Raw genomic sequence first — 20249 nt, 5'->3', positions numbered from 1 at the left:
CGATGACCCTGCACTACATCCTCGATCCATTGTGCGGCTGGTGCTACGCCGTCGCACCGCTGATCCAGGCGGCGCACGAGTCGCTGCCGGTAGCGTTTCATGCCGGCGGTATGATGGCCGGTTCCAACCGCCGCACCGTGACGCCGCAGCTACGTCGGATGGTGGACCAGCACGACCGGCGAATTGCGCAGCTCAGCGGCCAACCGTTCGGAGAAGCCTACCGCGATGACCTGCTGCGCGATGAAAGCGCGGTATTCGATTCCGAGCCGCCGATCACCGCCATGCTGGCGGCCGACGAGTGTGCCGGTCGCGGGCTGGATCTGTTGGCACGCATGCAGACAGCCCACTACGTCGAAGGGCGGCGCATCGCCGACCCAGCGGTACTGCGCGCGTTGGCACTGGATATCGGACTCGATGGGCCCGCCTTCGACGCGGCCTATGCCGCACAGCAGGGGGAACCGACCTGGGCGCATATTCACGCCAGCAGGGAGCTGCTTGCCCTCGTGAACGGCGCGGGGTTTCCGACACTAGTGCTCGAACGCCAGGGCCGCTACGAGTTCGTGGACATCATGGGATATCTCGGCCAACCGTTAGCCTGGTCAAGACTTCTCTCGGAAGTATCGAGAAACGATTCATGAGTGCATCTCCGCGTGGAGCCGCTTGAGCCAGATGACGGCCGCGGTGCCCAATCCCAATACCGTCAGGGAAAGGAACAGGAAACCGGCTGCCTCGGCTTGCCAAAGCAGATGCCTGGCAAGGAAGGCAATCGTTACCACGATCGCCGAGAGGCAGCCTCCCGCCAGCATGAACAGGTCGGGTATCCAGTAGCGATAGACCCCGTAGATCGCCGCCAGCCATGGCGGGTACACCAGCAACGCCCGAGAGGACGACTCACGCTCATCGACGATGAACATCATCAACAACAGGGTGATGGGAATGCCGCTGCCCAGCGCCACTAGGCGCCTGGCCCAGTCGGTCGACAGCCAGCGGCAGTGCCAGGCAACCCAGCCACAGCAGCAGCCGATCCAGAAACACGGACCAAGCCCGCCCCGGGGGATACAGCCCGGAGAGGCGAACAGCGCGCTCCACCTGCTCGCCCGGTATCGCTCCCCGTTCGAGCAATGCGACCAGCTGACGACGGATCGAAGTCATGTCATTCCCTTGTGTTGTCCCCGGTTAGGGTGTCGCGCCCCGTGGCCCTACCGCTAGTCAGTGGCTAATGGCGATGTGGCAAGGCGTTTGGCATAGAACGCCATGTTGTCGCTGCGATGAAAGCCACGTCCTTCATAGAAGCTGGCCGCCGGAATGCCACGATAGGTGGCGAGATACACCGCCCTGACGTGACGCGACTCCAGCTCCCGCTGCAAGGCGTGGTAAAGCTGCGTTCCCACGCCCTTCGACTGCTGCGCTGTGTTGATGCACATTTCCCTAAGGTAGAACAATGTGCCCGTACAGAAGGGTTCCAGATTGCCCAGCGCAAACCCGACCACCTCCTGGCGTTGCGCCACTACGCCCACAAATCCACTCGAGTCGTGGAAATGCACCAAGCGCCTAAGGGCGAGCTCGTCGTCCCAGGGTTCATTCCATGGGTCCGCGGAAAACACCCGTGCAAACAGCCGGGCGCACGCCGCCAGGTCCTTCTCTTCCATGTTGCGTTGTTGCATTTTCTAGATCGTCCTTGGTGTATACGCTGGTCCATTGCTCATGGGACATCCGCAGTCCGTCCCCACTCTCCGCGTGCAGCCGGCCAGCCGCTTCGTGAATTCGATCAGCTCGTCCACGTCCCGACAGGGCCCGCATTGACCCAGCGGAAAGGCGGCGACGGCGCGCACAGACTATTCCGTCGATGAGCGTCGGTCGATGAGCGTTAATGGCTGTACTCTTTGTTACACGAACGTCTTCAATTAGTCGCCAACAGCGCCGATCTTCGCGTCGGGTTGCCGGCGGCGGCCAACGCGGTTACCATTCCCCTGCCTTATGGCCCTCATCGCTTCGATGGACGCAAACCCCATTACACGAGAACCATGAGGTAACCCCATGGGAAAGCTATCCCGATTGCTCCTTGCCTGCTGCCTGACAGGCCTGCTGACCGCCGGCAACGCACAGGCCCACGACACGACCGACGAGACCCAGCAGGGCATCGCCTCCTATTACAGCGACAGCTTCCAGGGTGCCACCACCGCCAGCGGTGAACCCTTCGACCAGCAGGCCCTGACAGCCGCACATCCAAGCCTGCCCTTTGGCACCAAGGTACTGGTCACCCGCCCGGACACCGGCCAGGAAGTGAAGGTGCTGATCAACGACCGCGGCCCCTTCGTCCAGGGGCGCATCATCGACCTCTCCAAGCGCGCGGCCCGCAAGCTCGGCATGCTCAACCGGGGCGTTGCACCGGTGATGATTACCCAGGTGAATTGAGCCCGCCAATGGACATCTGACGGCTCCTCGTTATGTTGTTCAGCCGAAGCTGCGGCTGAACAGTGACGCCACCTTTACGTGCAGCAGTTGATCTACCAGCTCCTGAATCTTGGCCTCGGCATCAATAAACTTATTTGTCGGGTCCCCGATGATCGACTGAGTTATAGAAGCTATCCTTAACGAGTAATTAATCATCCGGGACCAGACACCTAGGGCTGGAAGATTCTCGCCGACGGCGCGGCGGGAGTTGTCTCGGTAACCATCCGAGATGATGGCGTCCAGGTTACAGTGTATGAGGCTGCGTTTGACCTCGCGCTTGCCAATTCGAACTGCTAAGAAATCCTCGGTAGTTGCCTGCTCAGGCAACTTCTCGCCTTAAAATATATTCTCCCCAGCAACAAGGTGATACCGAAAATAGCGATGTAGGAATCAAGGCTCGAAGACTCCCCGCCACCGCGCATACTATGATGCTTGAGTGTCGCAGCATCGCTATGACGAGGACCACGCTCATGCCCCAATTCCACACTCCACCACTGCGCGTCGGTTTCATCCTGCAGCCGTTGTTCACGTTGAACGCCTTCGCCGGTTTCATCGACTCGCTGCGCCTGGCCGCCGACAAGGGCGACCGCAGCCGGCAGATCCACTGCAGTTGGCTGATCGATGAGCGTGACCCGGTGGGGCGTGGGTTCGTGATTCATTAATCGGACAGGCCAGAAACAAAAACGCCACCCCTAGTCAGCCAGGGGTGGCGTCAGTAGTGGGAACGATCCTTGGCACCTCTAGATGGAATGCCGAACAGACCATCACTTTGGCTAAGCGACGGCATTGGTCAAGTCAGTAAAGGACGCAATGCCAAATCAAGTCCCAGTACGACCAGAAACACCAGAAAGCAAAGGCGGAATCCACCCGGACTTATTCTGTTCCTGATTTTCTGTCCCAACCACATGCCAACTAGAGCTGGAACGATGGCTAGCGCAGAAAGGCTCATTTGGCCCACATGAAACGCGCTGTGCAAGACCAATCCGACCGCCAAAGCGATCGTGGAGACAGTGAAGGAAAGGCCCAGCGCCTGTACCAGCTCATCCCTGTCCAGACGCAGGGATTGCAGGTAAGGAACAGCGGGAATCACGAACACGCCGGTAGCACCAGTGATCGCACCAGTCATGATACCGATGATGGGCGACAACCAAGGTTCCATCCGGGGCGGGACCGACAACGACGGAGAGAACAAGGCGTAGCCTGCATAGGCGATCAAGGCAACTCCTAGCGCCACGCTAGACCAGACAGGGTCTGCCCTCACCAGCAGTGCTGAGCCCAGCGTCGTGCCCAATAGGATGCACAGCATCATCGGCCACAGGCGACGAACAAGACGTGTCTTGGCGGGGCCGGCTATCAATTGCCAGACATTGGTCACAAACGATGGCACCACCAACATCGCTGCGGCGGTGACAGGCGACATGGCCGTCCCCAACAGCCCCATGGCGACGGTTGGCAATCCCATGCCGGTCACGCCTTTGACCAACCCGGCAATAAGGAAAGTCGAGATGAGTAATAATATCAATCCAGGCGAAAGTCCGTTCATACATCTAGTAAGCCGGTAGCCGTGGATTGGCACAATGTGGTTTTCTTCCTATTACCCTTCGGATACTCCGAAGGGTAATAGGAAGAGGTGACGCTATGCGGCTCGATCTCGCCGACCTACGTCTGTTCCTTTGCATCGTGGACGCAGGCAGTATTACGCAAGGCGCAATACGCGCAAACCTAGCCTTGGCATCGGCCAGCGAGCGCCTACGCCGCATTGAGGCCGATGTTGGTGTCCAGCTGCTTGAACGCCACCACAGGGGGGTAGCCACCACCGAAGCCGGGGAAGCATTGGTTCACCATGCGCGCCTGATATTGCGCCAGCAGGCACGGCTGCTGGGTGAACTGCAAGACTTCACCTTGGGAACACGAGGTACGATTCATGTGTACGCCAACACTGCCGCTCTGACGGAATTCCTGCCACACAAGCTCGCGCCTTGGTTGGCCCGCCATCCGCTCTTGAACGTCGATCTGAAAGAGCGGACCAGCATGGAAATCGTCAGAACGATCTCTGTCGGATTGGCTGAAGCGGGGGTCGTATCCGATGCTGTCGATGCACCGGGCCTAAAACTTCAACCAGTCGCAACGGACCATTTGATGCTGATCGTGCCAACGAAGAATCGACTGGCACAAACCAGAACCGTCAGCTTTGCTAACGTCATGGACGAGCCGTTCGTGGGACTTGAGCCAGGCAGCGCACTGCAAGACCATATTAACGACCATGCCCGAATTGCGGGGCACGCATTGGCGTTCCGCGTCCGGATGAAGACCTTCGAAGGATTATGCGAAATGGTGTCGTGCGGAGTCGGCGTTGGCATCGTGCCGCAGGGTGTCGCCAAGCGCTATCGCCGTCGTTACTCATACCAGGTGGTTGCCCTGGAAGAGAGCTGGGCACGCCGACGGCTTTGTTTGTGCTTTCGGAGCTGGAGCGAACTTTCACCTGCTATCCAAAGCCTGCTCTCTCACCTGGGAGGAACCCCGGCCATTGAGGCCGTATGACTCGTACCGCGGGGAATCGGAGAGGGGATGCGACTCATCAAATCAAGGCGCTTCGATCCCTCGCACGGAGTAGCGGGCCAGACGCCGCTCGCGAAGGAAGACGTAGAGCCCCGAGGCAACGATGATCGACGTGCCGAGCCAGGTGACGGCATCGGGGAAGTCGCCAAACAGCACGAAGCCGAGCACGGTGGCACTGAAGATCTCCAGGTACTGGAAGGGGGCGAGAATACTCGCTGACGCATGGCGGAACGCCAGGGCGATCAGGACGTGCCCCACCGTCGCGATCAAACCCAGCGCACCGAGCATGCCCAGTTCCCAGGCGGTGGGCCAGGCCGGCACGATCACCTCGACTCCAGTCGCACCGCCCACGATCAGCACCGCCGAGAGCGCCAGGGCAGCGAATATGCCGGCCCAGAGCTGAATGGTCAGCACGTCCTCGTTTCCCGCGGCATGTCGCGTTAGCGTGAGGTAGCCAGCGAAGCAGATCGCCGTGCCCAGCGGTAGAACGGCGGCCCAGCCGAATGCCTCCCAACTCGGCCGGATGACGATCATCGCCCCGATCAGACCGACCGCCACCGCGACTAGTCGCCGTGCGCCTACCGATTCGCGCAGGAACAGGGCGGAAAATAGTGTCAGGATCAGCGGTTCGACGAAAAAGATGGCAATGGCGTTGGCGATGGGCAGATAGCGTAGGGCCCAAAACAGCAGGACAATGGCGGTCGCGATGAGCGCCCCGCGGCAGGCGTGGACACCGAGCCGTGCACTGCGCACGGGCCGACCTGTCAAGAGGATGACCGGCAATAGGAGCAGGGTCTGGAAGACGAACCGGCCCCAGGCAATCTGGGCCGGTGATACGGTGGCCGAGAGCAGTTTCGCGATGGCATCGATCCCCGGAATGAGCAACATGGCGAAGGCCATGAGCAGCATGCCGATCTCGACGTCGGATCGCAGGCGTGCCTTCATTGGAGTGCCGGTTGTTCTCATTGGATCGCCTTATTGTTTTTTCGCGAATGCGAAGCCGTTAGGACTATAGCGTGGAATGCCGAAGTGTAGGGAGCATTCCTAAAATAGGCTGCGCATCAGGCGTTACGAAAGACTTTTCTGAATCGGGCCATCCCGGGCCAACGGCCAGGCGCGTGGCCAGCAAGGGTCAGTGCGACGCCCACACCGATCAGCGTCGCCGAGGCGAGGTCTCGAGCGCCCGCCGTCTCGTCCAGTGCAACCACACCGAGGCCCAGGGTCGCCAGCGGAATCAGGGCCGGGAGAGTCGCGCCCACGACCGGCCCGAGCAACTCGCTGGAGCGGTTGAAGGCGAAAACCGCGACGACGCTGACAAACACGCCCTGGAATAGTGCCTGCGCCACGATGTCGGGAATCGGGGCGACGGGCAGTTGCTTGGGCAGGGCAGCGGCGTAGACCGGCAGGTAGAGGATTGCGGAGCCCACGGCGACGATGGCGGTGGCGTGCAGGGCCGGAATGCCGGCCCGGCGGACGACCAGCGCGTACCCTGCCCACATCATTCCGGTAAAGAGCAGGATCAGATGTCCGATCGACGCCGTCTCTGCCCCTAGCACACCCGCGAAGAAAGACGCACCAACAAGGATCGCCACGACCCCTACGATCCGTGCAGGACCGATCCTGTCGCCGAAGATCCTCCAGCCCAACAGCACGGAGACGACCGCCATTATCCCGGGATTGAGGGATCCGGCCGCCGATGCCGGCGCAGTTTGCAAGCCGAGCGAGATGAGCAAGATATACGGCGCTCCGAAGCCGGCCACCATGGCCAGGACTCCTCCCGCGCCCAATCGCCCCAGGGCAAAGCCGCGCCGGCAGATGACCGGCGCTAGGAGCAACGCGGCGACACCGACGCGAAGCGCGGTCAGGTCGTAGGCATTCAGGCTCGTCGTCACGCCAAGCCGCAACATGACCAGCGACCCGGACCAGATGGCGATGGCGGTCGCAGCCCAGACAAGACCGAGCACGCGCTCTTTCGATAACGGTGACATTGCCACTCCTTACGTCTGCATTGTTGGTAGGAGAGTAGGCTTTGACCGATGTTGAGAAAAACGATATGTTCTCACTCAATGAATCAGAAAACCTCAACTAACCGTCCGGCCGGCGATCCGCATCCCGTCACCCGGACGCTCAATCTAGACGCCGCCCGAACCTTCGTTGCGATCTACGAAACGGGGAGTTTTCGGCGCGCCGCGGCGCGCGTGAACCGCTCGCCCTCGGCGGTCAGTCTTCAGGTCGGCAAGTTGGAAGAACAGCTCGGTGTCCGGCTTCTGCATCGCGATGCGCGTCGCGTCCGCCTGACCCGCCAAGGAGAGGTTCTACTCGGATTCGCGCGGCGTCTGGTCGGGATCAGCGACGAGGCGATGGCTGTGTTCCACGGCTCACCGTTGTCCGGTGGCTTGCGTCTCGCCGCTCCGCATGATCTCGGTGTTTCTCTGGTGCCGGGGTTGCTCCGACGGCTGGCCGAAATGCACCCCCGGATTCGCGTGGACGTCCGGCTCGACTCCAGTGAAACGGTGCAACGTCTCTTCGTGGAGGGCGATGCCAATCTCGCCCTGTTCAACGAGGCAAGCACGCCGCAGATCCCGGCGCGGGATCTCTTTTCCGAAGAGCTCCGCTGGTTGATGCGGGACGGTGGCCGTGCCGTGGAGCGAGATCCTCTGCCGCTTGCCGTGGCCGAGATCGGTTGTGCCTGGCGCGATGCAGCCCTCCGCGCGTTGGAGGGAGTTGGGCGGTCCTATCGGGTTGCCTATTCCAGCGACACATCGATGGGCCAGGTCGCAGCCCTGCGCGCGGACCTCGCGGTGGCGGCCCTGCCCGGATCGCTTGCCGACCGCGATCTCATCGAAGTTCCGGAGCATTGGGGGCTGCCACCGTTGGGCCGGACCCACATCTATCTGGCCAATGACGGAAGCGACACGGCCAAGGCGTTCGCCGCGCTGATCACGCCCGATCTACGCTCAATCGCCTAGACCAGGACACGGCCAGGCCGTGAAGGCCGATCTCAACAAACGCATGGAGATCCGCCACCCCACCCACACGTCAACGGCCTGAATTTCGTGATCGGCTACGCCAAGTGGCTGATCGATGAGGGAGGCCCAGAAACACCGACGCCACCCCCAGGCAACCGGGGGTGGCGTTGGTACGTATTCCAGTAGGTGAGAAGGGATAAGTGCGGTCCTAACCACTCACACGTTAGCTTCTACCTTGTCCTGGGTCTTGTGCTCGAAGTCGCTGGCGTCGTGTGTCATTCGTGGTCAGCCAGCATGTTCATGATCAAGCGAATCATTGTCTCTTTATTGGCCGGGTCGGACTCGGCGACCAGCAACGTCAGGGCAGCCAGGCCGATATCGTTGATCACTGGTTCACCCTGCTGGTTCAACAAGCGGCCATTGCGATGCAGAAAGCCCACGAACAGATAAGCGGCACTACGCTTGTTGCCATCGGCAAAGGGGTGGTTCTTGATGACAAAGTACAATAGATGCGCCGCCTTCGACTCCACACTGGGGTAAGCCGGTTCGCCGAACACGGACTGGTCCAGGTTACCCAGCAGTGAAGCCAGCCCATCGCCGCGATCCCGAGCAAACAGGTCGGTGGCTTCGCCCCTGGCCATCAGATCGGCCTTCAACTGCGCCAGTGCCGCCCGCGCCTCATCCACGGAAGGCAGGCGACCTCCTGCTTGGGCCGCCGGTTCGGTAAGCAACCCCTCATCATAGCGCTGCAACAACAAGAAGGTCTGGGCATAGCGGGCCAGGATATCCACCAGGCCACGACCGCTGGAGGTATCCAGCTCTGGGCTTTGAGCCGCCTTGCGCACCAACGTCATGGCCGCTTCCAGCTCACGGGCGTTGGCCTCGAACCGCTGCTGGTTCAGGGTCCAGCCCTTGGTCAGATGCTCGCGCAGGATGCGAGTGGCCCATTGGCGGAAGCGGGTGCCCTGTTGTGACTTGACCCGGTAGCCCACGGATATGATTACATCCAGGTTGTAGAACTTGACTGGCCTGTCTGAGCCGGCAATGTGCAAATTTTGCACATTGCTTTTTTCATCCAGTTCACCTTCCTTGAAGATGTTGCGTATGTGCTTGGTGATCACCGATCGCTCACGACCAAACAGCTCACTCATCTGCTCCTGTCGAAGCCACACCGTATCCCGCCCCGTATCCAGGCGCACTTCTACGGCGGTATCGGCGTCTTCGTAGATGATGATCGGGGTCGGGTTGTTCGTGCTCATATCTTCGCCTCGGCGGTCATTCCTCCGATGAAGGCTTTCTGCATCAGGGAATGTTTCAGATCGGACTCACTCTCCAAGGCTTCAATAGTACCTACGAATTGAGCTTGTTCCTCTAAGCCCGGCAAACGCACCGGCAACGCTTTAAAGTGATTGATCGACGAGCGTAGCCCAGGCCCCAGAAACACCGACGCCACCCCCAGGCAGCCGGGGGTGGCGTCAGTGCGTATGGCAGCAGGTAAAAAGAGACAAGCGCGTTTGCTAAAGACTCACACACTGGCCTCGCACTTATCCTGGGTCTTGTGCTCGAAGTCGCTGGCGTCATGACGCTCGTGCAGTTGCATCTCCGGCTCACCGAAGGTGCGGTTGACCATACGCCCACGCTTCACCGCTGGGCGGGCGTCGATCTCCCTGGCCCAGCGCTGCACGTGCTCGTAGGTGTGCACCTGAAGGAATTCACCGGCGTCGTAGAGCCGGCCCAACGCCAGTTGGCCATACCAGGGCCAGTTGGCAATATCGGCGATGCTGTACTCGTCCCCACCCAGGTAGCGGGCTTCGGCCAGGCGCCGGTCGAGCACGTCGAGCTGACGCTTGGCCTCCATGGCGTAGCGGTCGATGGCGTATTCGATCTTCTCGGGCGCATAGGCGTAAAAGTGGCCGAAGCCACCGCCCAGGAAGGGCGCGCTGCCCATCTGCCAGAACAGCCAGTTCAGGGTCTCGGTGCGCCCGGCCAGGCTGCCCGGCAGGAACTCGCCGAAACGCTCGGCCAGGTAGAGCAGGATCGAGCCGGACTCGAACACCCGGATCGGCTCGGACGCGCCGTGGTCCACCAGCGCTGGAATCTTGGAGTTGGGGTTGATCTCGACAAAGCCGCTCCCGAACTGATCCCCCTCGCCGATCCGGATCAGCCAGGCGTCATACTCGGCATCGCGATACCCCAGCGCCAGCAATTCCTCGAGCATCACCGTGACCTTCACCCCATTGGGCGTAGCCAGGGAGTAGAGCTGGAAAGGGTGCTTCCCGACCGGCAGTGCCTTGTCGTGAGTGGGGCCGGCGATGGGCCGATTGATGTTGGCAAACTCGCCGCCATTCTCCTTGTCCCAGGTCCAGACAGCGGGTGGGGTGTAGACGGTATCTTGACTCATGATCACTCCTGAACGGATGGTGGCTTGGCCGACCACAACCTTCCTGACGCGAAGGGGTGGACGCCAGCGAACAAGATAAATATAGCCTGTTAATGATTAGCTTGCGACAAACATCGCCAGCGTGTCATGCCCCCGCCCTCAGCCTTGCCGATAGCTGCCCCCCGAATAAACGATTAGACGCCTGATGCCGCCACTGACAGAGTCGCTGCCAGACAAATACCCGAGTGGAGGCGGCGATTTTCATGGCAGAACCAGTACAGTCTCATCCCCAGCGAGATCAATCCACGGCATCCGACCGAACTCAGGCATCCAATCGAACTCGGGCATCGGCAGGCTGTAGCTTTTCAAACGCCGGCGGACCTGCCTGCTTCCCTCCTGGCGAACTTGTAAGAATTCCTTACAGGTTGCTTCGGGAGCGAGCTCCCGGTCTGCGTAGATGGTGCGAATGTGCTGAGTAATGGCCTGCGGTGACGTCGCAAACAGCTCGGCGATCTCGGCCTGGGTCAGCCAGACGGTGCCACCTTCGGCGCGCAGGTGGATGGCGGTGCGGCCATCATCGGTCTGGTAGAGAATCAGTTCACTGGCATCCATGCGTTCCCCCTCCTTATCTTAGAGACAGGAAACCCGCCATGCAGGCGGGTTTCCTGAAGACTAACACGGCAGGATGATCTCTCCCACTCGCATGGGGCGGATACCCTTAGTCTGACAAACGATAGCCTGTTAAGGTTTCGGCGGCGAGCCCATCCGCTCGCCGGTTCATTTGACCGCCCTCTGCCACGCGCGTCGTGCCTCACGACCGAGGCCTCGGGGAAGGACGAGACGAGTGGCCCCGAGATAATCGAGAAAATCACGGGCGGCCTGCTGAAGGGCCTCGGGCAGGCCCTCGGGAAGCCTGGCCGGAAGGATATCAGGTTCCCAGTGCCAGGCGAGGAGGGTCAAGGTGCCCTGCTGGCACTTGGCGTCGAAGCGAGCAATGAAACGCTCACCCCACAGCACCGGCAACACATAGTACCCCCAACGGCGTTGGGCCTGGGGCTTGTACACCTCCCAGACGTAATCGAAGCCGAAGACCCGGGCGACGCCACCACGGTCCCACATCAGTGGATCCAGTGGAGCGAGAAAACGCATCCCCTGACCCGTGGAACCGGCCGAGTCGAGGCCCTCCTCCAGGGCCGAGAGTGCCGCGGGCGTGGTCCAGTAGCCCGTGCCTTCCACATCGAGTTCGATCAACTCTCCCCGGGCGATGGCCCGTGCGGCGATACGATCACGCTCGGCGCGCGAGCAGGGCAGCAACCAGACGGCGGCATCGGCGGTGGGACGCAGCAATCCGGCAGCCTGAACGCGACGGACCACCAGCCGTTGCAGGGCATCGGCTTGCGTGGCGTCCGGCACGCTCGCGCCCCGGGGCAGCACGCGTTCGGGCAAGTCGTAGGCATGGCGACCGCCCACGCGATGGTGCGTCATCAAGCGTCCGGCGTCCCATAACGCCTTGAGCAGATGACGCGAACGCTTGGGACCGTACCAACTGCCGCGCAATGCGGGGTCGGCCCGTTGGTCGCCAAGCTCGAGACTGGTGGCGGGGCCATGGCGTTCGACCTGGTCGATCAGGGCGTGGGCTTCCGGGGAATCGACGTCCACGCCACGATGCCGCCAGCGCCGGGCGAACCAGCGATGGAACGGCACCTGGGCCCACCACTCCTCGGGTTGGATCAGGCTGGCCTGCTTGTCCCAGCCATCGACCAGCAGCCGCTGACGATAGGCCGCATGCAGCCAATCACCCTGACGGTATCCGAGCACCCGGGCCTGCAGGACCAGGTCCGGGTTGGTACCGACCGGCGCCAGGGGATCGAATTGAATGGTCCCCAGACGACGGATGATGGTCGCCAGCGGCGCCAGCTGGAAATGGTATCGCACCAGCAAACGGCGGGCGTCGGCACGCGTCAGGGTGAAGCGTTGTTGGGCGGTCATCGGCAATCCTTGTCCCGAGGCATACCACATCTTAGGTGAACCGCTCCAGTTTGCCCGAAGCCCGGCAGGGCTCATACCCCCACATCACGACCAGGGCGATGGCCAGGGAAAGGTCCAGCCCATTCGCCGTTTGTACGCCTGCGCAAGCCGAAGGAAGTTTGATTAGGCTAAAAGTAAGAGCGCGTGTCCGCATCAGGCACCCTGCCACCGTCAGGCGGCGCAGGGGGCGGCTGCCGGGGACGACGGCACCGCATGTCGCGATCCCCGAGGGCGGTAGCGTGGTTGAGTCCTGGGCCTGGCCATCGCCAACCCGTTGATTGCGTGACCGCTCAGAGGGTATTGCCGTCCTCGAATTTCACGGCTTCCATGGCAAAGCTGCCGTCCGGATGGAATTTCTTGACGACGTCGTTCACGACGAGAACGCTGAAGCACCGCAGCCGGCCCTCGTCTGACTTGCTCCATGAGATGCAAATGCGATCGCCGTTCGTGATGCCGTAATAGCCGGTGTCGGACCAGTCCCCGCCGACCATCCTGCCGGACGCGGCGTTCTCGGCACCATAGTGGACCAGGACTTCTCTCTCGTCTGGAAGAATATATGTCACCGTCTTGCCGGCCACGCGCTCGGCAATTTCGTCCGCGGTGAGTTGCTGGGCGCCGTTGTTAAGCGCTTCCTCCATGTCGGTTCCCGCTGCCGCGCTAAACGAAGTGATTGCCAGCACGACGAAAGCCGGTATTCCGACCAGGGACATCTTGATGTTCATGAGCACAATCTCCCTCCAGTTCATTGCAAGCCGTCTGAAGCCAAGAGGCGCAACAACCGTTCAGGACCTCCTCGGCCCATAGCTAGAATTAATGATATTTGGGAGGCGAGCGTGTCACTTGAAGAGCGTATGAATTTTGATGTTTTTTTCATGAATTTAAATGGTGAAACCTGTTGTCAGGCACGATCTATCGATTCGACAGGTTTGTGTTCGATCCGGATGCAGCCAGGCTGCTCGATTCCGGCCAGCCTGTCCCGCTAGAGCCCCAGGTCTTGAGCCTGCTGAAGTATCTTGTCGAGAACCGGGACCGCATCGTCTCCAAGGACGAACTGATCGACGAAATCTGGCAGGGTCGCGTCGTCTCCGACGCCGCGCTCAACACGCGCATCCGCGCGGTTCGCAGGGCGCTGGGCGACGATCGCGCGCAGCAGAGGTTCCTGCGGACCTATCCCAAGCGGGGCTTTCAGTTTGTCGCCGAGACCGACTGTTTCGACTCGGACGACAAAGTCGACGCCCCGGTCATGGCCTCCCGGGCGTCAGCCCTTCGCCGTGCCTGGGTCTGGGTGGGGCCGGCTATTCTGATCCTCATTCTGGGTGTTCTGGGCGCAGTGTGGTGGTTGGATGAAAGCAAGATTACCGAGACCTCGCTGCCAGCCAAACCCTCGATCGCCGTTCTGCCATTCGACAATCTCTCCGGAGATCCCGACCAGGAATATTTCGCCGATGCCTTCACGGAAGACCTGATTACGGACCTGTCACGTATCCGAGGCGCCTTCGTCATCGCGCGTCGCACCTCTTTTACCTTCAAGGGAAAGGCGGTGGACGTTAAGAATGTGGCCGCCGACCTGGGGGTTCGTTACGTCCTCGAAGGGAGCGTCCGTCGATCCGGCGACCAGGTCCGCATCAATGCACAGCTCATCAATGGTCAGACCCGTAGTCACGTCTGGTCGAACCGATACGACCGCGCCTTGACGGATGTGTTCTCGGTGCAGGACAACGTGACGGGGCAGATCGCCGCGGTGCTGAAGGCCGAGCTCAGAGAAGCCGAGAGTCGGAGACAGGTGCCGACGGCAAGCCTCGCAGCCTGGGACTATGCGCTGCGGGGCAATGTGCTGCTGTTCAACCCCAAGAGCGCAAAGGATTTTCAGGATGCCAAGGCGCTATTGGACATGGCCGTGGAGCTCGACCCCGGTATCGCCTCGGCATGGAGCGGACTGGCGTTCATCCATTACGCGGCAAGTTTGCATCCCATCCCCGGCATATCGGCGCCGAACTCGAAAGACCTGTCCCTCGAAGCGGCACAGCGGGCCGTATCGCTCGACCCGAAGGACGCCGAAGGACATTGGATGATCGGTGTAGGCTATGCCCGGAACGGGCAGCCGGCACGCGGTCTGGCCTCGTGTAACACCGCAATGGCGCTCAACCCCAACAACGATTGTGCTTATTTGTGTGGCGGATTGACGAACATGGCGTTGGGAAATCCGGCCGAAGCCTTGCCGCATTTTCGACAATCGCTGCGCCTGAATCCAAGGTTCCGTCCTTCCCCGAAATTCACCTACATGGGGCTCGCCTATTTGCACAACGGACAAGATACGGAAGCCATCACCGCACTGAACCGCGCCATCGCCGATTCGCCCGATGATCCAACGGCGAACTTTGCCTTGGCGTCCGCCCTGGCCTTGACCGGCCGCGTGGAAGAGGCGCGTGCCGCGCTTGAAACATCCATGACCCTGGCGTACAGCGACCGAACCACGATCGAGACGCTGCGCGCCAGACACTCCTGGATGGGCCCGGGATTCGAGCGCGTACTCGAAGGTCTCCGTCTCGCTGGCATGCCTGAGCAGTAATCCGGTGACTTTGGATTTCCTATCCATCCTTGATGCTCATCATGTAACCCTCCCAACGAGCACGTGCAGCCTCTTCCACGTCATGCGTGCCCTGCCATGCTATTCGGTCCTGACGATAAAAGGCGGTCCTTGGGGACCAACCTGGAAGACTACGAACCGGAGCCATTCCGACTCGCTCTCATTGCGCATCACCATCACCTTCTCTTGCACCGCAGCAGGCTCGCTGGGAAGCTCGCTCGGAAACCCTGCCTCGCAAGATCTCCCGCCCCGCGTTGCCCAACGCCTCCACCACCCGACTCAGCACTCCTCATACTCATCATGGCGGCGCCACCACATGCCCGTCTCGTTGCGCCCTTTGGGAGCGCGGTCGAGCCACTGGTACATGCCCCAGAGGCCATCCAGTCCGCGCGAATAGGTGGAATAGGTGTGGTAGATGACGCCGTCCGCGCTCATCTCACGCAACGCTGGCCCGCGAAAGCGCTCAACTTGTAGCTTACTCATCGAAATTACTTCGAGAAAACCTACTTTTGATTTTCTTCCACAAAAAGATAAAGGGAAGAAAAATGACAAACCACAACTTTTTCGCAAAGAGAACAAGCATGGCTAGCAAGCCGGCCCCCACCTTTGCAGCAGCGTTTCCGGTTATGAGTTTATATGCTAGCGCACCGACACCAACAGCGGCCATTTTATCTGCCCCCGGTATGTAATCTGCATATTGAAAGCCTTCTTTGTAACTATATGCGGCAAGAGATGGAGCCAAGGAATTTTCAGCACTAGAAAATTGCTCTCGCCTTCCCATCCAGACAATTTCAGTGTAGCCATGACGGCCAAGTTTTAGCGCCTTCGCATTTACAAAGGAGTTTCCGTCACCAGTATGTCCGGAAATTGCCCAGTAGGCAGTGGCCGAGTGCTCATCCAAGTAGGGCTCTTCTACCCAATCATCAACAAAAATATCTGGATAACCAGCCTCCCTTATTTCATTGGACTCTAAAGTACTCTTCTTGATCTGATCAAGCATCTCTTTGGGATCAATATGCTCATCCCAGTCATCCATTTTCACATAGCCAATATCATGGAATGTATATGTGACTTGCGCATCCTGATTTGATCCATCAACACGAACCACTACGGCATCAGGTTTAAAGCCACTGTGACCCTCGGTAATTCGCATGTATTTATGTGCTTCGCTTCCTATCAGGATATAGTCACCAAAAGATGTTGCAACTGACGACTTTTCATTTTCAAGAGTGTATTCAGCCGGCTCATAATTCCAATCAAGAGCTTGAATTCGCCCAATTACTTCACTTTCATCCAAAGCATAAGCGAATGACGAGACAACCAATGAGAAAAATAAAAGCAGATATTGATTTTTCATATTCAGTCCCTTGCACGTATTTCGCATTAATCCTGTCAACATTTTAATCATCTGTGTTTTTGATATTCTTGAGCCACTCCCCCACGAGAGGGAGGCCATCTCGGTAGGGAGATTTGGGCACGCTACTGCTCAGAGGTAACATCATTTCCCTGCGACCATCCTTGTCTGCGTATTCCTCTATACTTTCTTATCGGCAACCGTCTTCGCGACTTAAGCCATAAGTAAAGCCAGCTATGTAATATATTGTAAATAAAAAGCCTGTCGAGGAGACAGGCTTTTATATGAGACGGGTGATGTGATGGAGCTAGGCTTGCACGGGGGAGAAGTTCAGGCGCACCAGGCAGGATGTGTCATCTGAGCCCGGCTGTCCGTGCAAGTCAGGAACAACCCTGTCCCGAAGACGAAGGCTCGCTGGGAAGCTCGCTCGGAAACCCTGCCTCGCAAGATCTCCCGCCCCCGGTTGCCCAACGCCTCCACCACCTGATCAGCCCTTATCGTACTCGTCATGCCGACGCCACCACATGCCCGTCTCGTTGCGCCCCTTGGGAGCGCGGTCGAGCCACTGGTACATGCCCCACAGGCCGTCCAGCCCGCGCGCATAGGTGGAATAGGTGTGGTAGATAACGCCGTCCTCGAGCACGAACGCGCTCATGCCCGGCCTTTCGCGCTCGTACGTGGCCTTGTCCGTTCCGCTCATGGCGGCGCCGATAGTAGCCCCGTCGGGTATCGATTGCGAAGGCATATCGGCGACAGACTGCTCGCTTTCTTGTAACTGACTCGCCGGCTCGCGCTGGTAGTTGTATTCGATACCGCCCTCGCGTTGTTGCTCCTCGGTGAACCAGACGTTGAAGTCGAAGTTGAAGTCGCTGCCATACGAAGACGCCCAGGGAAAAGTCCAGCCAAGCCGTTGCTTATAAGCCTGCAACTTCGCGAGTGGTGCCCGCGACACCGCCCACAACATCACGTCATGGTTGGCCAGGTGGACAGCGATGCCGTTGAAGCCATCGGCAATCGCCGAGCAGGATGGACAGCCCGCCTTATAGTCGGGCCCGAACATGAAGTGGTAGATGAGAAGCTGCGAGCGACCTTGGAAGATATCCGCCAACGAGGCACTGCCCTCATCGGTCTCGAACCGATACTCCTTGTCGATCCGCACCCACGGCAGCTCCTGCCGCTGCCGCGCCAGCTCGTCGCTGCGCCGTGTGAGTTCCTTTTCGGCCTGAAGCAGCTCGATCCGCGCTGCCAGCCACTCTTCACGTGTGCCGGTCGTATGTGTGGTCATTGTCTTTCCCTCCCTCGGTTCGTTCCGTTCTCGATATCTCCTTGGTGATCATGAGATATATAGTGCTGAGTGACCGAACGGTGGGAGTAACAAGTGTGGCGGGATTGCGATGGATTCACTGATCACGGCCGCAGCCTATGCGCTCACGGCGGGTGATCCCCTCGGCGCATTGAACCGAGTCGCGCTGCGCGACGATGCGCCTGCGCTCGCGCTTCGAGGGATCGCGATGGCGCAGCTTGGCGATCTCGATCGAGCGAAAGCACTCCTGCGAAGTGCGGCGCGCGCCTTCGGTCCGAAAGAAGCCGTGGCCCGCGCGAGGTGCGTCGTCGCTGAGGCCGAGATCGCGCTCGCCTCGCGCGATCTGGGCTGGCCCGCGAAAGCGCTCGACACGGCGCGGGCGACGCTCGAAGCGCATGGCGACCAAGTGAACGCCGCCTATGCGCGGTACCTCGAGGCCCGGCGCCTGCTCCTGATCGGGTGCCTGGACGAAGCGGAGCATGCGCTCGCCGAACTCGATCCTGCGCCCTTCCCACCCGCGTTGAGGACTGCCCATGAGCTCGTCGTGGCAGGGATCGCGATACGCCGCCTGCGGACGAAGACGGCACGCGCTGCGCTCGCTCGGGCCGAGCACGCTGCGCACCATGCAGGGATCCCCGCGCTGACAGCGGAGGTCGAATGCGCATCCCTCGTCCTGAACACGCCCGCAGCGCGCCTGATGGCGCGTGGCGAAGAGCGACTCCTGCTGCTCGAAGAGGTCGAAGCGTTACTGGCATCGAAGGCTCTCGTCGTGGACGCCTGCCGCCATGTGGTGCGTGACGCACACACGGTGGTCTCGCTCGCCAGGCGCCCGGTGTTGTTCGCGCTGGCACGCTTGCTGGGCGAAGCCTGGCCTGGAGACGTGCCGAGGGGCACGCTCATCGCGCAAGCATTCCGAACCAAGTTCGCCAATGAATCGCATCGCGCGCGGTTGCGAGTCGAAGTCGGGCGACTTCGCACGGAACTTGGGACGCTGGCCGACGTGCTCGCGACGAAGCGAGGATTCAAGTTGGTGCCGCACAGCGCAGGCGAAGTCGTGGTACTGGCGCGGCCGATCGAAGAGAAGCATGCAGCGGTACTCGCCCTGCTTGATGACGGTGAGACATGGTCGAGCTCGGCCCTGGCGCTTGCGCTTGGCGCCAGCCAGCGCACCGTGCAGCGAGCACTCGACTCGCTTGCGGCGGAAGGCAAGGTGCAATCGTTCGGTCGCGGGCGAGCGCGTCGCTGGATGACGCCGCCCGTGCCGGGATTCACGACAACTTTGTTGCTCCCCGGTCCACTACCAGGCAACTAGCATGGAAGCCACACCCCAAGTGATAAGGACAGAAACATGAACCAAGCAGCCGAAATCCTCCGCGAATATGGCCCCTTCCCCGGCGTCGATGCCGTGCATGGCGTCACCTATGACGGTCGGCAAGTCTGGATTGCTGTCGGCGACAAGCTGAACGCCCTCGATCCGCCGAGCGGAGAAACGTTACGCTCGATCGAAATCGCCGCGCATGCGGGAACAGCCTTCGACGGGGAGCACCTGTTCCAGATCGCCGAAGATCGCATCCAGAAGGTCGATCCGAACACCGGCAGTGTCGTCGCCACCATCCCGGCGCCGCCTGGCGGCGGTAACTCGGGGCTCGCCTGGGCCGAAGGGTCGCTGTGGGTGGGGCAGTATCGGGACAGGAAGATCCAGCAAGTCGATCCGCAAACAGGGGAGATTCTTCGCACCATCGAGTGCAGCCGCTTCGTCACCGGCGTCACCTGGGTCGACGGGGAGCTCTGGCACGGCACCTGGGAAGAGGACGAGAGCGATTTGAGGCGAATCGATCCCCAAACGGGAGAGGTACTGCAAATACTCGAGATGCCACCCGGCGTGGGCGTATCGGGGCTCGAGTCAGACGGCGGCGATCAATTCTTCTGCGGAGGCGGGGGTAGTGGGAAGGTGAGAATCGTTCGGCGCCCCTAAAAATAAAAAATAAAGCCTTTGACCCACGGAGCCAAATCATGACACCCTGGCTTCAGCCGGTAAGCAAGTGGCATAGTTTCAGTAGCGTTCGAATTCTTTCAGCAGCCTGTAATTTATCCCTGTTCTACCCGCTACACATCTGGGTAACACCAGGAACATTGCAAGGCGCGATTGCGCGAGAGGATTCAACATGGCAACTGGTACAGTGAAGTGGTTCAACGACTCCAAAGGTTTCGGCTTCATTACTCCTACCGAAGGTGGCGATGATCTCTTTGCCCACTTCTCCGAAATTCAAGCGGAAGGCTTCAAGTCCCTGCAGGAAGGTCAAACCGTCTCCTTCGACGTGACCCAGGGCAAGAAAGGCCTCCAGGCTTCGAATATCAAACTCGCCTGACCTTAACGGTCACGAGTTCTCGAACCTCCCCGGTTCGAAATCAAGGCCCGCCTAGGCGGGCCTTGTTGCGTTGTGAACCTACTCAGCCAAAGTAGCTCGCCCTGAGCGGCGCTTACGAGTTGAACCGCCCCGGGATTCCCGGAGACTCCATTTCTTGAGAGGATGGAGTGATGACAACATCGAAGAAATACTCACCTGAGGTGAGGGAACGGGCGGTTCGGATGGTGCGCGAGCACCAGGATGAAT

24 protein-coding genes are annotated in these 20249 nt (G+C 60.2%); 9 read left to right on the top strand and 15 right to left on the bottom strand.

Annotation, left to right across the window (positions count from 1 at the left end; genetic code table 11):
• Positions 1-2 precede the first annotated feature (2 nt).
• Positions 3-638, top strand: coding sequence for a DsbA family protein (locus IE093_RS07855; RefSeq protein ID WP_189467895.1), 636 nt, complete (start codon positions 3-5; stop codon positions 636-638).
• Here the strand turns inward: IE093_RS07855 and IE093_RS22440 are convergent.
• From IE093_RS22440 to IE093_RS07845, 3 genes are read right to left on the bottom strand one after another with little or no spacing between them, the layout of a single operon-like run.
• Positions 633-956, bottom strand: a complete 324-nt coding sequence (locus IE093_RS22440) for a hypothetical protein (RefSeq protein WP_229803374.1) — start codon at positions 954-956, stop codon at positions 633-635. The two genes, IE093_RS07855 and IE093_RS22440, sit on opposite strands and share 6 nt — an antisense overlap.
• Positions 898-1152, bottom strand: a complete 255-nt coding sequence (locus IE093_RS22435; protein ID WP_229803372.1) for a hypothetical protein — start codon at positions 1150-1152, stop codon at positions 898-900. Before IE093_RS22435 ends, IE093_RS22440 begins: the two co-directional genes overlap by 59 nt.
• A 53-nt stretch (positions 1153-1205) precedes the next feature.
• On the bottom strand, positions 1206-1664 hold the full coding sequence (locus tag IE093_RS07845) for a GNAT family N-acetyltransferase (RefSeq protein ID WP_189467894.1): 459 nt from the start codon (positions 1662-1664) through the stop codon (positions 1206-1208).
• A gap of 373 nt (positions 1665-2037) precedes the next feature.
• Here IE093_RS07845 and IE093_RS07840 point away from each other — a divergent pair, with 373 nt between their 5' ends.
• Positions 2038-2415: a septal ring lytic transglycosylase RlpA family protein gene (locus IE093_RS07840; RefSeq protein WP_189467892.1), complete on the top strand. Its 378-nt coding sequence runs from the start codon at positions 2038-2040 to the stop codon at positions 2413-2415.
• Positions 2416-2454: 39 nt separating this feature from the next.
• On the opposite strand, the gene IE093_RS07835 is transcribed toward IE093_RS07840, so the two are convergent.
• Positions 2455-2781, bottom strand: coding sequence for a virulence RhuM family protein (locus tag IE093_RS07835; RefSeq protein ID WP_189467890.1), 327 nt, complete (start codon positions 2779-2781; stop codon positions 2455-2457).
• A gap of 143 nt (positions 2782-2924) precedes the next feature.
• On the opposite strand from IE093_RS07835, the gene IE093_RS07830 reads away from it, so the two are divergent.
• Positions 2925-3116, top strand: a complete 192-nt coding sequence (locus IE093_RS07830; protein ID WP_229803370.1) for a hypothetical protein — start codon at positions 2925-2927, stop codon at positions 3114-3116.
• 128 nt (positions 3117-3244) lie between these two features.
• Here the strand turns inward: IE093_RS07830 and IE093_RS07825 are convergent, their stop codons facing one another.
• Positions 3245-3997, bottom strand: coding sequence for a sulfite exporter TauE/SafE family protein (locus IE093_RS07825; RefSeq protein WP_189467888.1), 753 nt, complete (start codon positions 3995-3997; stop codon positions 3245-3247).
• Positions 3998-4092: 95 nt separating this feature from the next.
• Between IE093_RS07825 and IE093_RS07820 the strand changes: the two genes are divergently transcribed.
• Positions 4093-4995 (top strand): LysR family transcriptional regulator, encoded by a 903-nt coding sequence (locus IE093_RS07820; RefSeq protein ID WP_189467886.1) that lies wholly within the window; start codon positions 4093-4095, stop codon positions 4993-4995.
• Positions 4996-5037: 42 nt separating this feature from the next.
• Here IE093_RS07820 and IE093_RS07815 read toward each other — a convergent pair whose 3' ends face one another.
• Together IE093_RS07815 and IE093_RS07810 are read right to left on the bottom strand one after the other, a co-directional pair.
• Entirely contained in the window at positions 5038-5979 is a 942-nt protein-coding gene (locus IE093_RS07815; RefSeq protein ID WP_189467884.1) for a DMT family transporter, read from the bottom strand.
• A 95-nt stretch (positions 5980-6074) separates the two neighbouring features.
• On the bottom strand, positions 6075-7001 hold the full coding sequence (locus tag IE093_RS07810; RefSeq protein WP_189467882.1) for a DMT family transporter: 927 nt from the start codon (positions 6999-7001) through the stop codon (positions 6075-6077).
• A 48-nt stretch (positions 7002-7049) separates the two neighbouring features.
• On the opposite strand from IE093_RS07810, the gene IE093_RS07805 reads away from it, so the two are divergent.
• On the top strand, positions 7050-7982 hold the full coding sequence (locus IE093_RS07805; RefSeq protein ID WP_308427193.1) for a LysR family transcriptional regulator: 933 nt from the start codon (positions 7050-7052) through the stop codon (positions 7980-7982).
• 275 nt (positions 7983-8257) lie between these two features.
• Here IE093_RS07805 and IE093_RS07800 read toward each other — a convergent pair whose 3' ends face one another.
• The 5 genes from IE093_RS07800 to IE093_RS07780 form a co-directional block, all read right to left on the bottom strand.
• Positions 8258-9241, bottom strand: a complete 984-nt coding sequence (locus tag IE093_RS07800) for a virulence RhuM family protein/type II toxin-antitoxin system death-on-curing family toxin (protein WP_189467878.1) — start codon at positions 9239-9241, stop codon at positions 8258-8260.
• Between the two features lie 266 nt (positions 9242-9507).
• Positions 9508-10383, bottom strand: coding sequence for a glutathione-dependent disulfide-bond oxidoreductase (yghU, locus tag IE093_RS07795; RefSeq protein WP_189467876.1), 876 nt, complete (start codon positions 10381-10383; stop codon positions 9508-9510).
• 240 nt (positions 10384-10623) lie between these two features.
• Complete coding sequence (locus IE093_RS07790) at positions 10624-10974, bottom strand: virulence RhuM family protein (protein ID WP_229803368.1); 351 nt, start codon at positions 10972-10974, stop codon at positions 10624-10626.
• Positions 10975-11139: 165 nt separating this feature from the next.
• Positions 11140-12351, bottom strand: coding sequence for a DNA glycosylase AlkZ-like family protein (locus tag IE093_RS07785; RefSeq protein WP_189467874.1), 1212 nt, complete (start codon positions 12349-12351; stop codon positions 11140-11142).
• A gap of 329 nt (positions 12352-12680) precedes the next feature.
• Positions 12681-13112, bottom strand: a complete 432-nt coding sequence (locus IE093_RS07780; RefSeq protein ID WP_189467872.1) for a hypothetical protein — start codon at positions 13110-13112, stop codon at positions 12681-12683.
• A gap of 173 nt (positions 13113-13285) precedes the next feature.
• Between IE093_RS07780 and IE093_RS07775 the strand changes: the two genes are divergently transcribed.
• Entirely contained in the window at positions 13286-14959 is a 1674-nt protein-coding gene (locus IE093_RS07775; protein WP_189467870.1) for a winged helix-turn-helix domain-containing tetratricopeptide repeat protein, read from the top strand.
• Between the two features lie 297 nt (positions 14960-15256).
• Here IE093_RS07775 and IE093_RS07770 read toward each other — a convergent pair whose 3' ends face one another.
• From IE093_RS07770 to IE093_RS07760, 3 genes are all read right to left on the bottom strand, one after another.
• Complete coding sequence (locus IE093_RS07770) at positions 15257-15460, bottom strand: DUF899 family protein (RefSeq protein WP_229803366.1); 204 nt, start codon at positions 15458-15460, stop codon at positions 15257-15259.
• Positions 15453-16334, bottom strand: coding sequence for a DUF2167 domain-containing protein (locus IE093_RS07765; protein ID WP_189467869.1), 882 nt, complete (start codon positions 16332-16334; stop codon positions 15453-15455). Before IE093_RS07765 ends, IE093_RS07770 begins: the two co-directional genes overlap by 8 nt.
• A gap of 484 nt (positions 16335-16818) precedes the next feature.
• Positions 16819-17616: a DUF899 domain-containing protein gene (locus tag IE093_RS07760; RefSeq protein ID WP_189467867.1), complete on the bottom strand. Its 798-nt coding sequence runs from the start codon at positions 17614-17616 to the stop codon at positions 16819-16821.
• A 109-nt stretch (positions 17617-17725) separates the two neighbouring features.
• On the opposite strand from IE093_RS07760, the gene IE093_RS07755 reads away from it, so the two are divergent.
• The 3 genes from IE093_RS07755 to IE093_RS07745 all read left to right on the top strand — a co-directional run bounded on the left by IE093_RS07755 (position 17726) and on the right by IE093_RS07745 (position 20003).
• Positions 17726-18946, top strand: coding sequence for a helix-turn-helix domain-containing protein (locus tag IE093_RS07755; RefSeq protein ID WP_189467864.1), 1221 nt, complete (start codon positions 17726-17728; stop codon positions 18944-18946).
• 36 nt (positions 18947-18982) lie between these two features.
• On the top strand, positions 18983-19609 hold the full coding sequence (locus IE093_RS07750; protein WP_189467862.1) for a Vgb family protein: 627 nt from the start codon (positions 18983-18985) through the stop codon (positions 19607-19609).
• A 190-nt stretch (positions 19610-19799) separates the two neighbouring features.
• Positions 19800-20003: a cold-shock protein gene (locus tag IE093_RS07745; protein ID WP_189467860.1), complete on the top strand. Its 204-nt coding sequence runs from the start codon at positions 19800-19802 to the stop codon at positions 20001-20003.
• Positions 20004-20249: the final 246 nt, after the last annotated feature.

It is taken from the genome of Litchfieldella qijiaojingensis (genome assembly GCF_014651875.1).
Taxonomy (GTDB): Bacteria; Pseudomonadota; Gammaproteobacteria; order Pseudomonadales; family Halomonadaceae; genus Litchfieldella; species Litchfieldella qijiaojingensis.
Note: the sequence above shows the minus strand (reverse complement) of the source record. Positions and strands in the feature narration are given on the sequence as shown.

Coding starts and splice junctions, on each gene's coding strand:
- IE093_RS07825 (WP_189467888.1), bottom strand. CDS start 3,997: ATGAACGGACTTTCGCCTGGATTGATATTATTACTCATCTCGACTTTC.
- IE093_RS07810 (WP_189467882.1), bottom strand. CDS start 7,001: ATGTCACCGTTATCGAAAGAGCGCGTGCTCGGTCTTGTCTGGGCTGCG.
- IE093_RS07745 (WP_189467860.1), top strand. CDS start 19,800: ATGGCAACTGGTACAGTGAAGTGGTTCAACGACTCCAAAGGTTTCGGC.
- IE093_RS07760 (WP_189467867.1), bottom strand. CDS start 17,616: ATGACCACACATACGACCGGCACACGTGAAGAGTGGCTGGCAGCGCGG.
- IE093_RS07840 (WP_189467892.1), top strand. CDS start 2,038: ATGGGAAAGCTATCCCGATTGCTCCTTGCCTGCTGCCTGACAGGCCTG.
- IE093_RS07790 (WP_229803368.1), bottom strand. CDS start 10,974: ATGGATGCCAGTGAACTGATTCTCTACCAGACCGATGATGGCCGCACC.
- IE093_RS07785 (WP_189467874.1), bottom strand. CDS start 12,351: ATGACCGCCCAACAACGCTTCACCCTGACGCGTGCCGACGCCCGCCGT.
- IE093_RS07765 (WP_189467869.1), bottom strand. CDS start 16,334: ATGAAAAATCAATATCTGCTTTTATTTTTCTCATTGGTTGTCTCGTCA.
- IE093_RS07750 (WP_189467862.1), top strand. CDS start 18,983: ATGAACCAAGCAGCCGAAATCCTCCGCGAATATGGCCCCTTCCCCGGC.
- IE093_RS07820 (WP_189467886.1), top strand. CDS start 4,093: ATGCGGCTCGATCTCGCCGACCTACGTCTGTTCCTTTGCATCGTGGAC.
- IE093_RS07800 (WP_189467878.1), bottom strand. CDS start 9,241: ATGAGCACGAACAACCCGACCCCGATCATCATCTACGAAGACGCCGAT.
- IE093_RS07755 (WP_189467864.1), top strand. CDS start 17,726: ATGGATTCACTGATCACGGCCGCAGCCTATGCGCTCACGGCGGGTGAT.
- IE093_RS07770 (WP_229803366.1), bottom strand. CDS start 15,460: ATGAGTAAGCTACAAGTTGAGCGCTTTCGCGGGCCAGCGTTGCGTGAG.
- IE093_RS07815 (WP_189467884.1), bottom strand. CDS start 5,979: ATGAGAACAACCGGCACTCCAATGAAGGCACGCCTGCGATCCGACGTC.
- IE093_RS07780 (WP_189467872.1), bottom strand. CDS start 13,112: ATGAACATCAAGATGTCCCTGGTCGGAATACCGGCTTTCGTCGTGCTG.
- yghU (WP_189467876.1), bottom strand. CDS start 10,383: ATGAGTCAAGATACCGTCTACACCCCACCCGCTGTCTGGACCTGGGAC.
- IE093_RS22435 (WP_229803372.1), bottom strand. CDS start 1,152: ATGACTTCGATCCGTCGTCAGCTGGTCGCATTGCTCGAACGGGGAGCG.
- IE093_RS07805 (WP_308427193.1), top strand. CDS start 7,050: ATGTTGAGAAAAACGATATGTTCTCACTCAATGAATCAGAAAACCTCA.
- IE093_RS07855 (WP_189467895.1), top strand. CDS start 3: ATGACCCTGCACTACATCCTCGATCCATTGTGCGGCTGGTGCTACGCC.
- IE093_RS07845 (WP_189467894.1), bottom strand. CDS start 1,664: ATGCAACAACGCAACATGGAAGAGAAGGACCTGGCGGCGTGCGCCCGG.
- IE093_RS07830 (WP_229803370.1), top strand. CDS start 2,925: ATGCCCCAATTCCACACTCCACCACTGCGCGTCGGTTTCATCCTGCAG.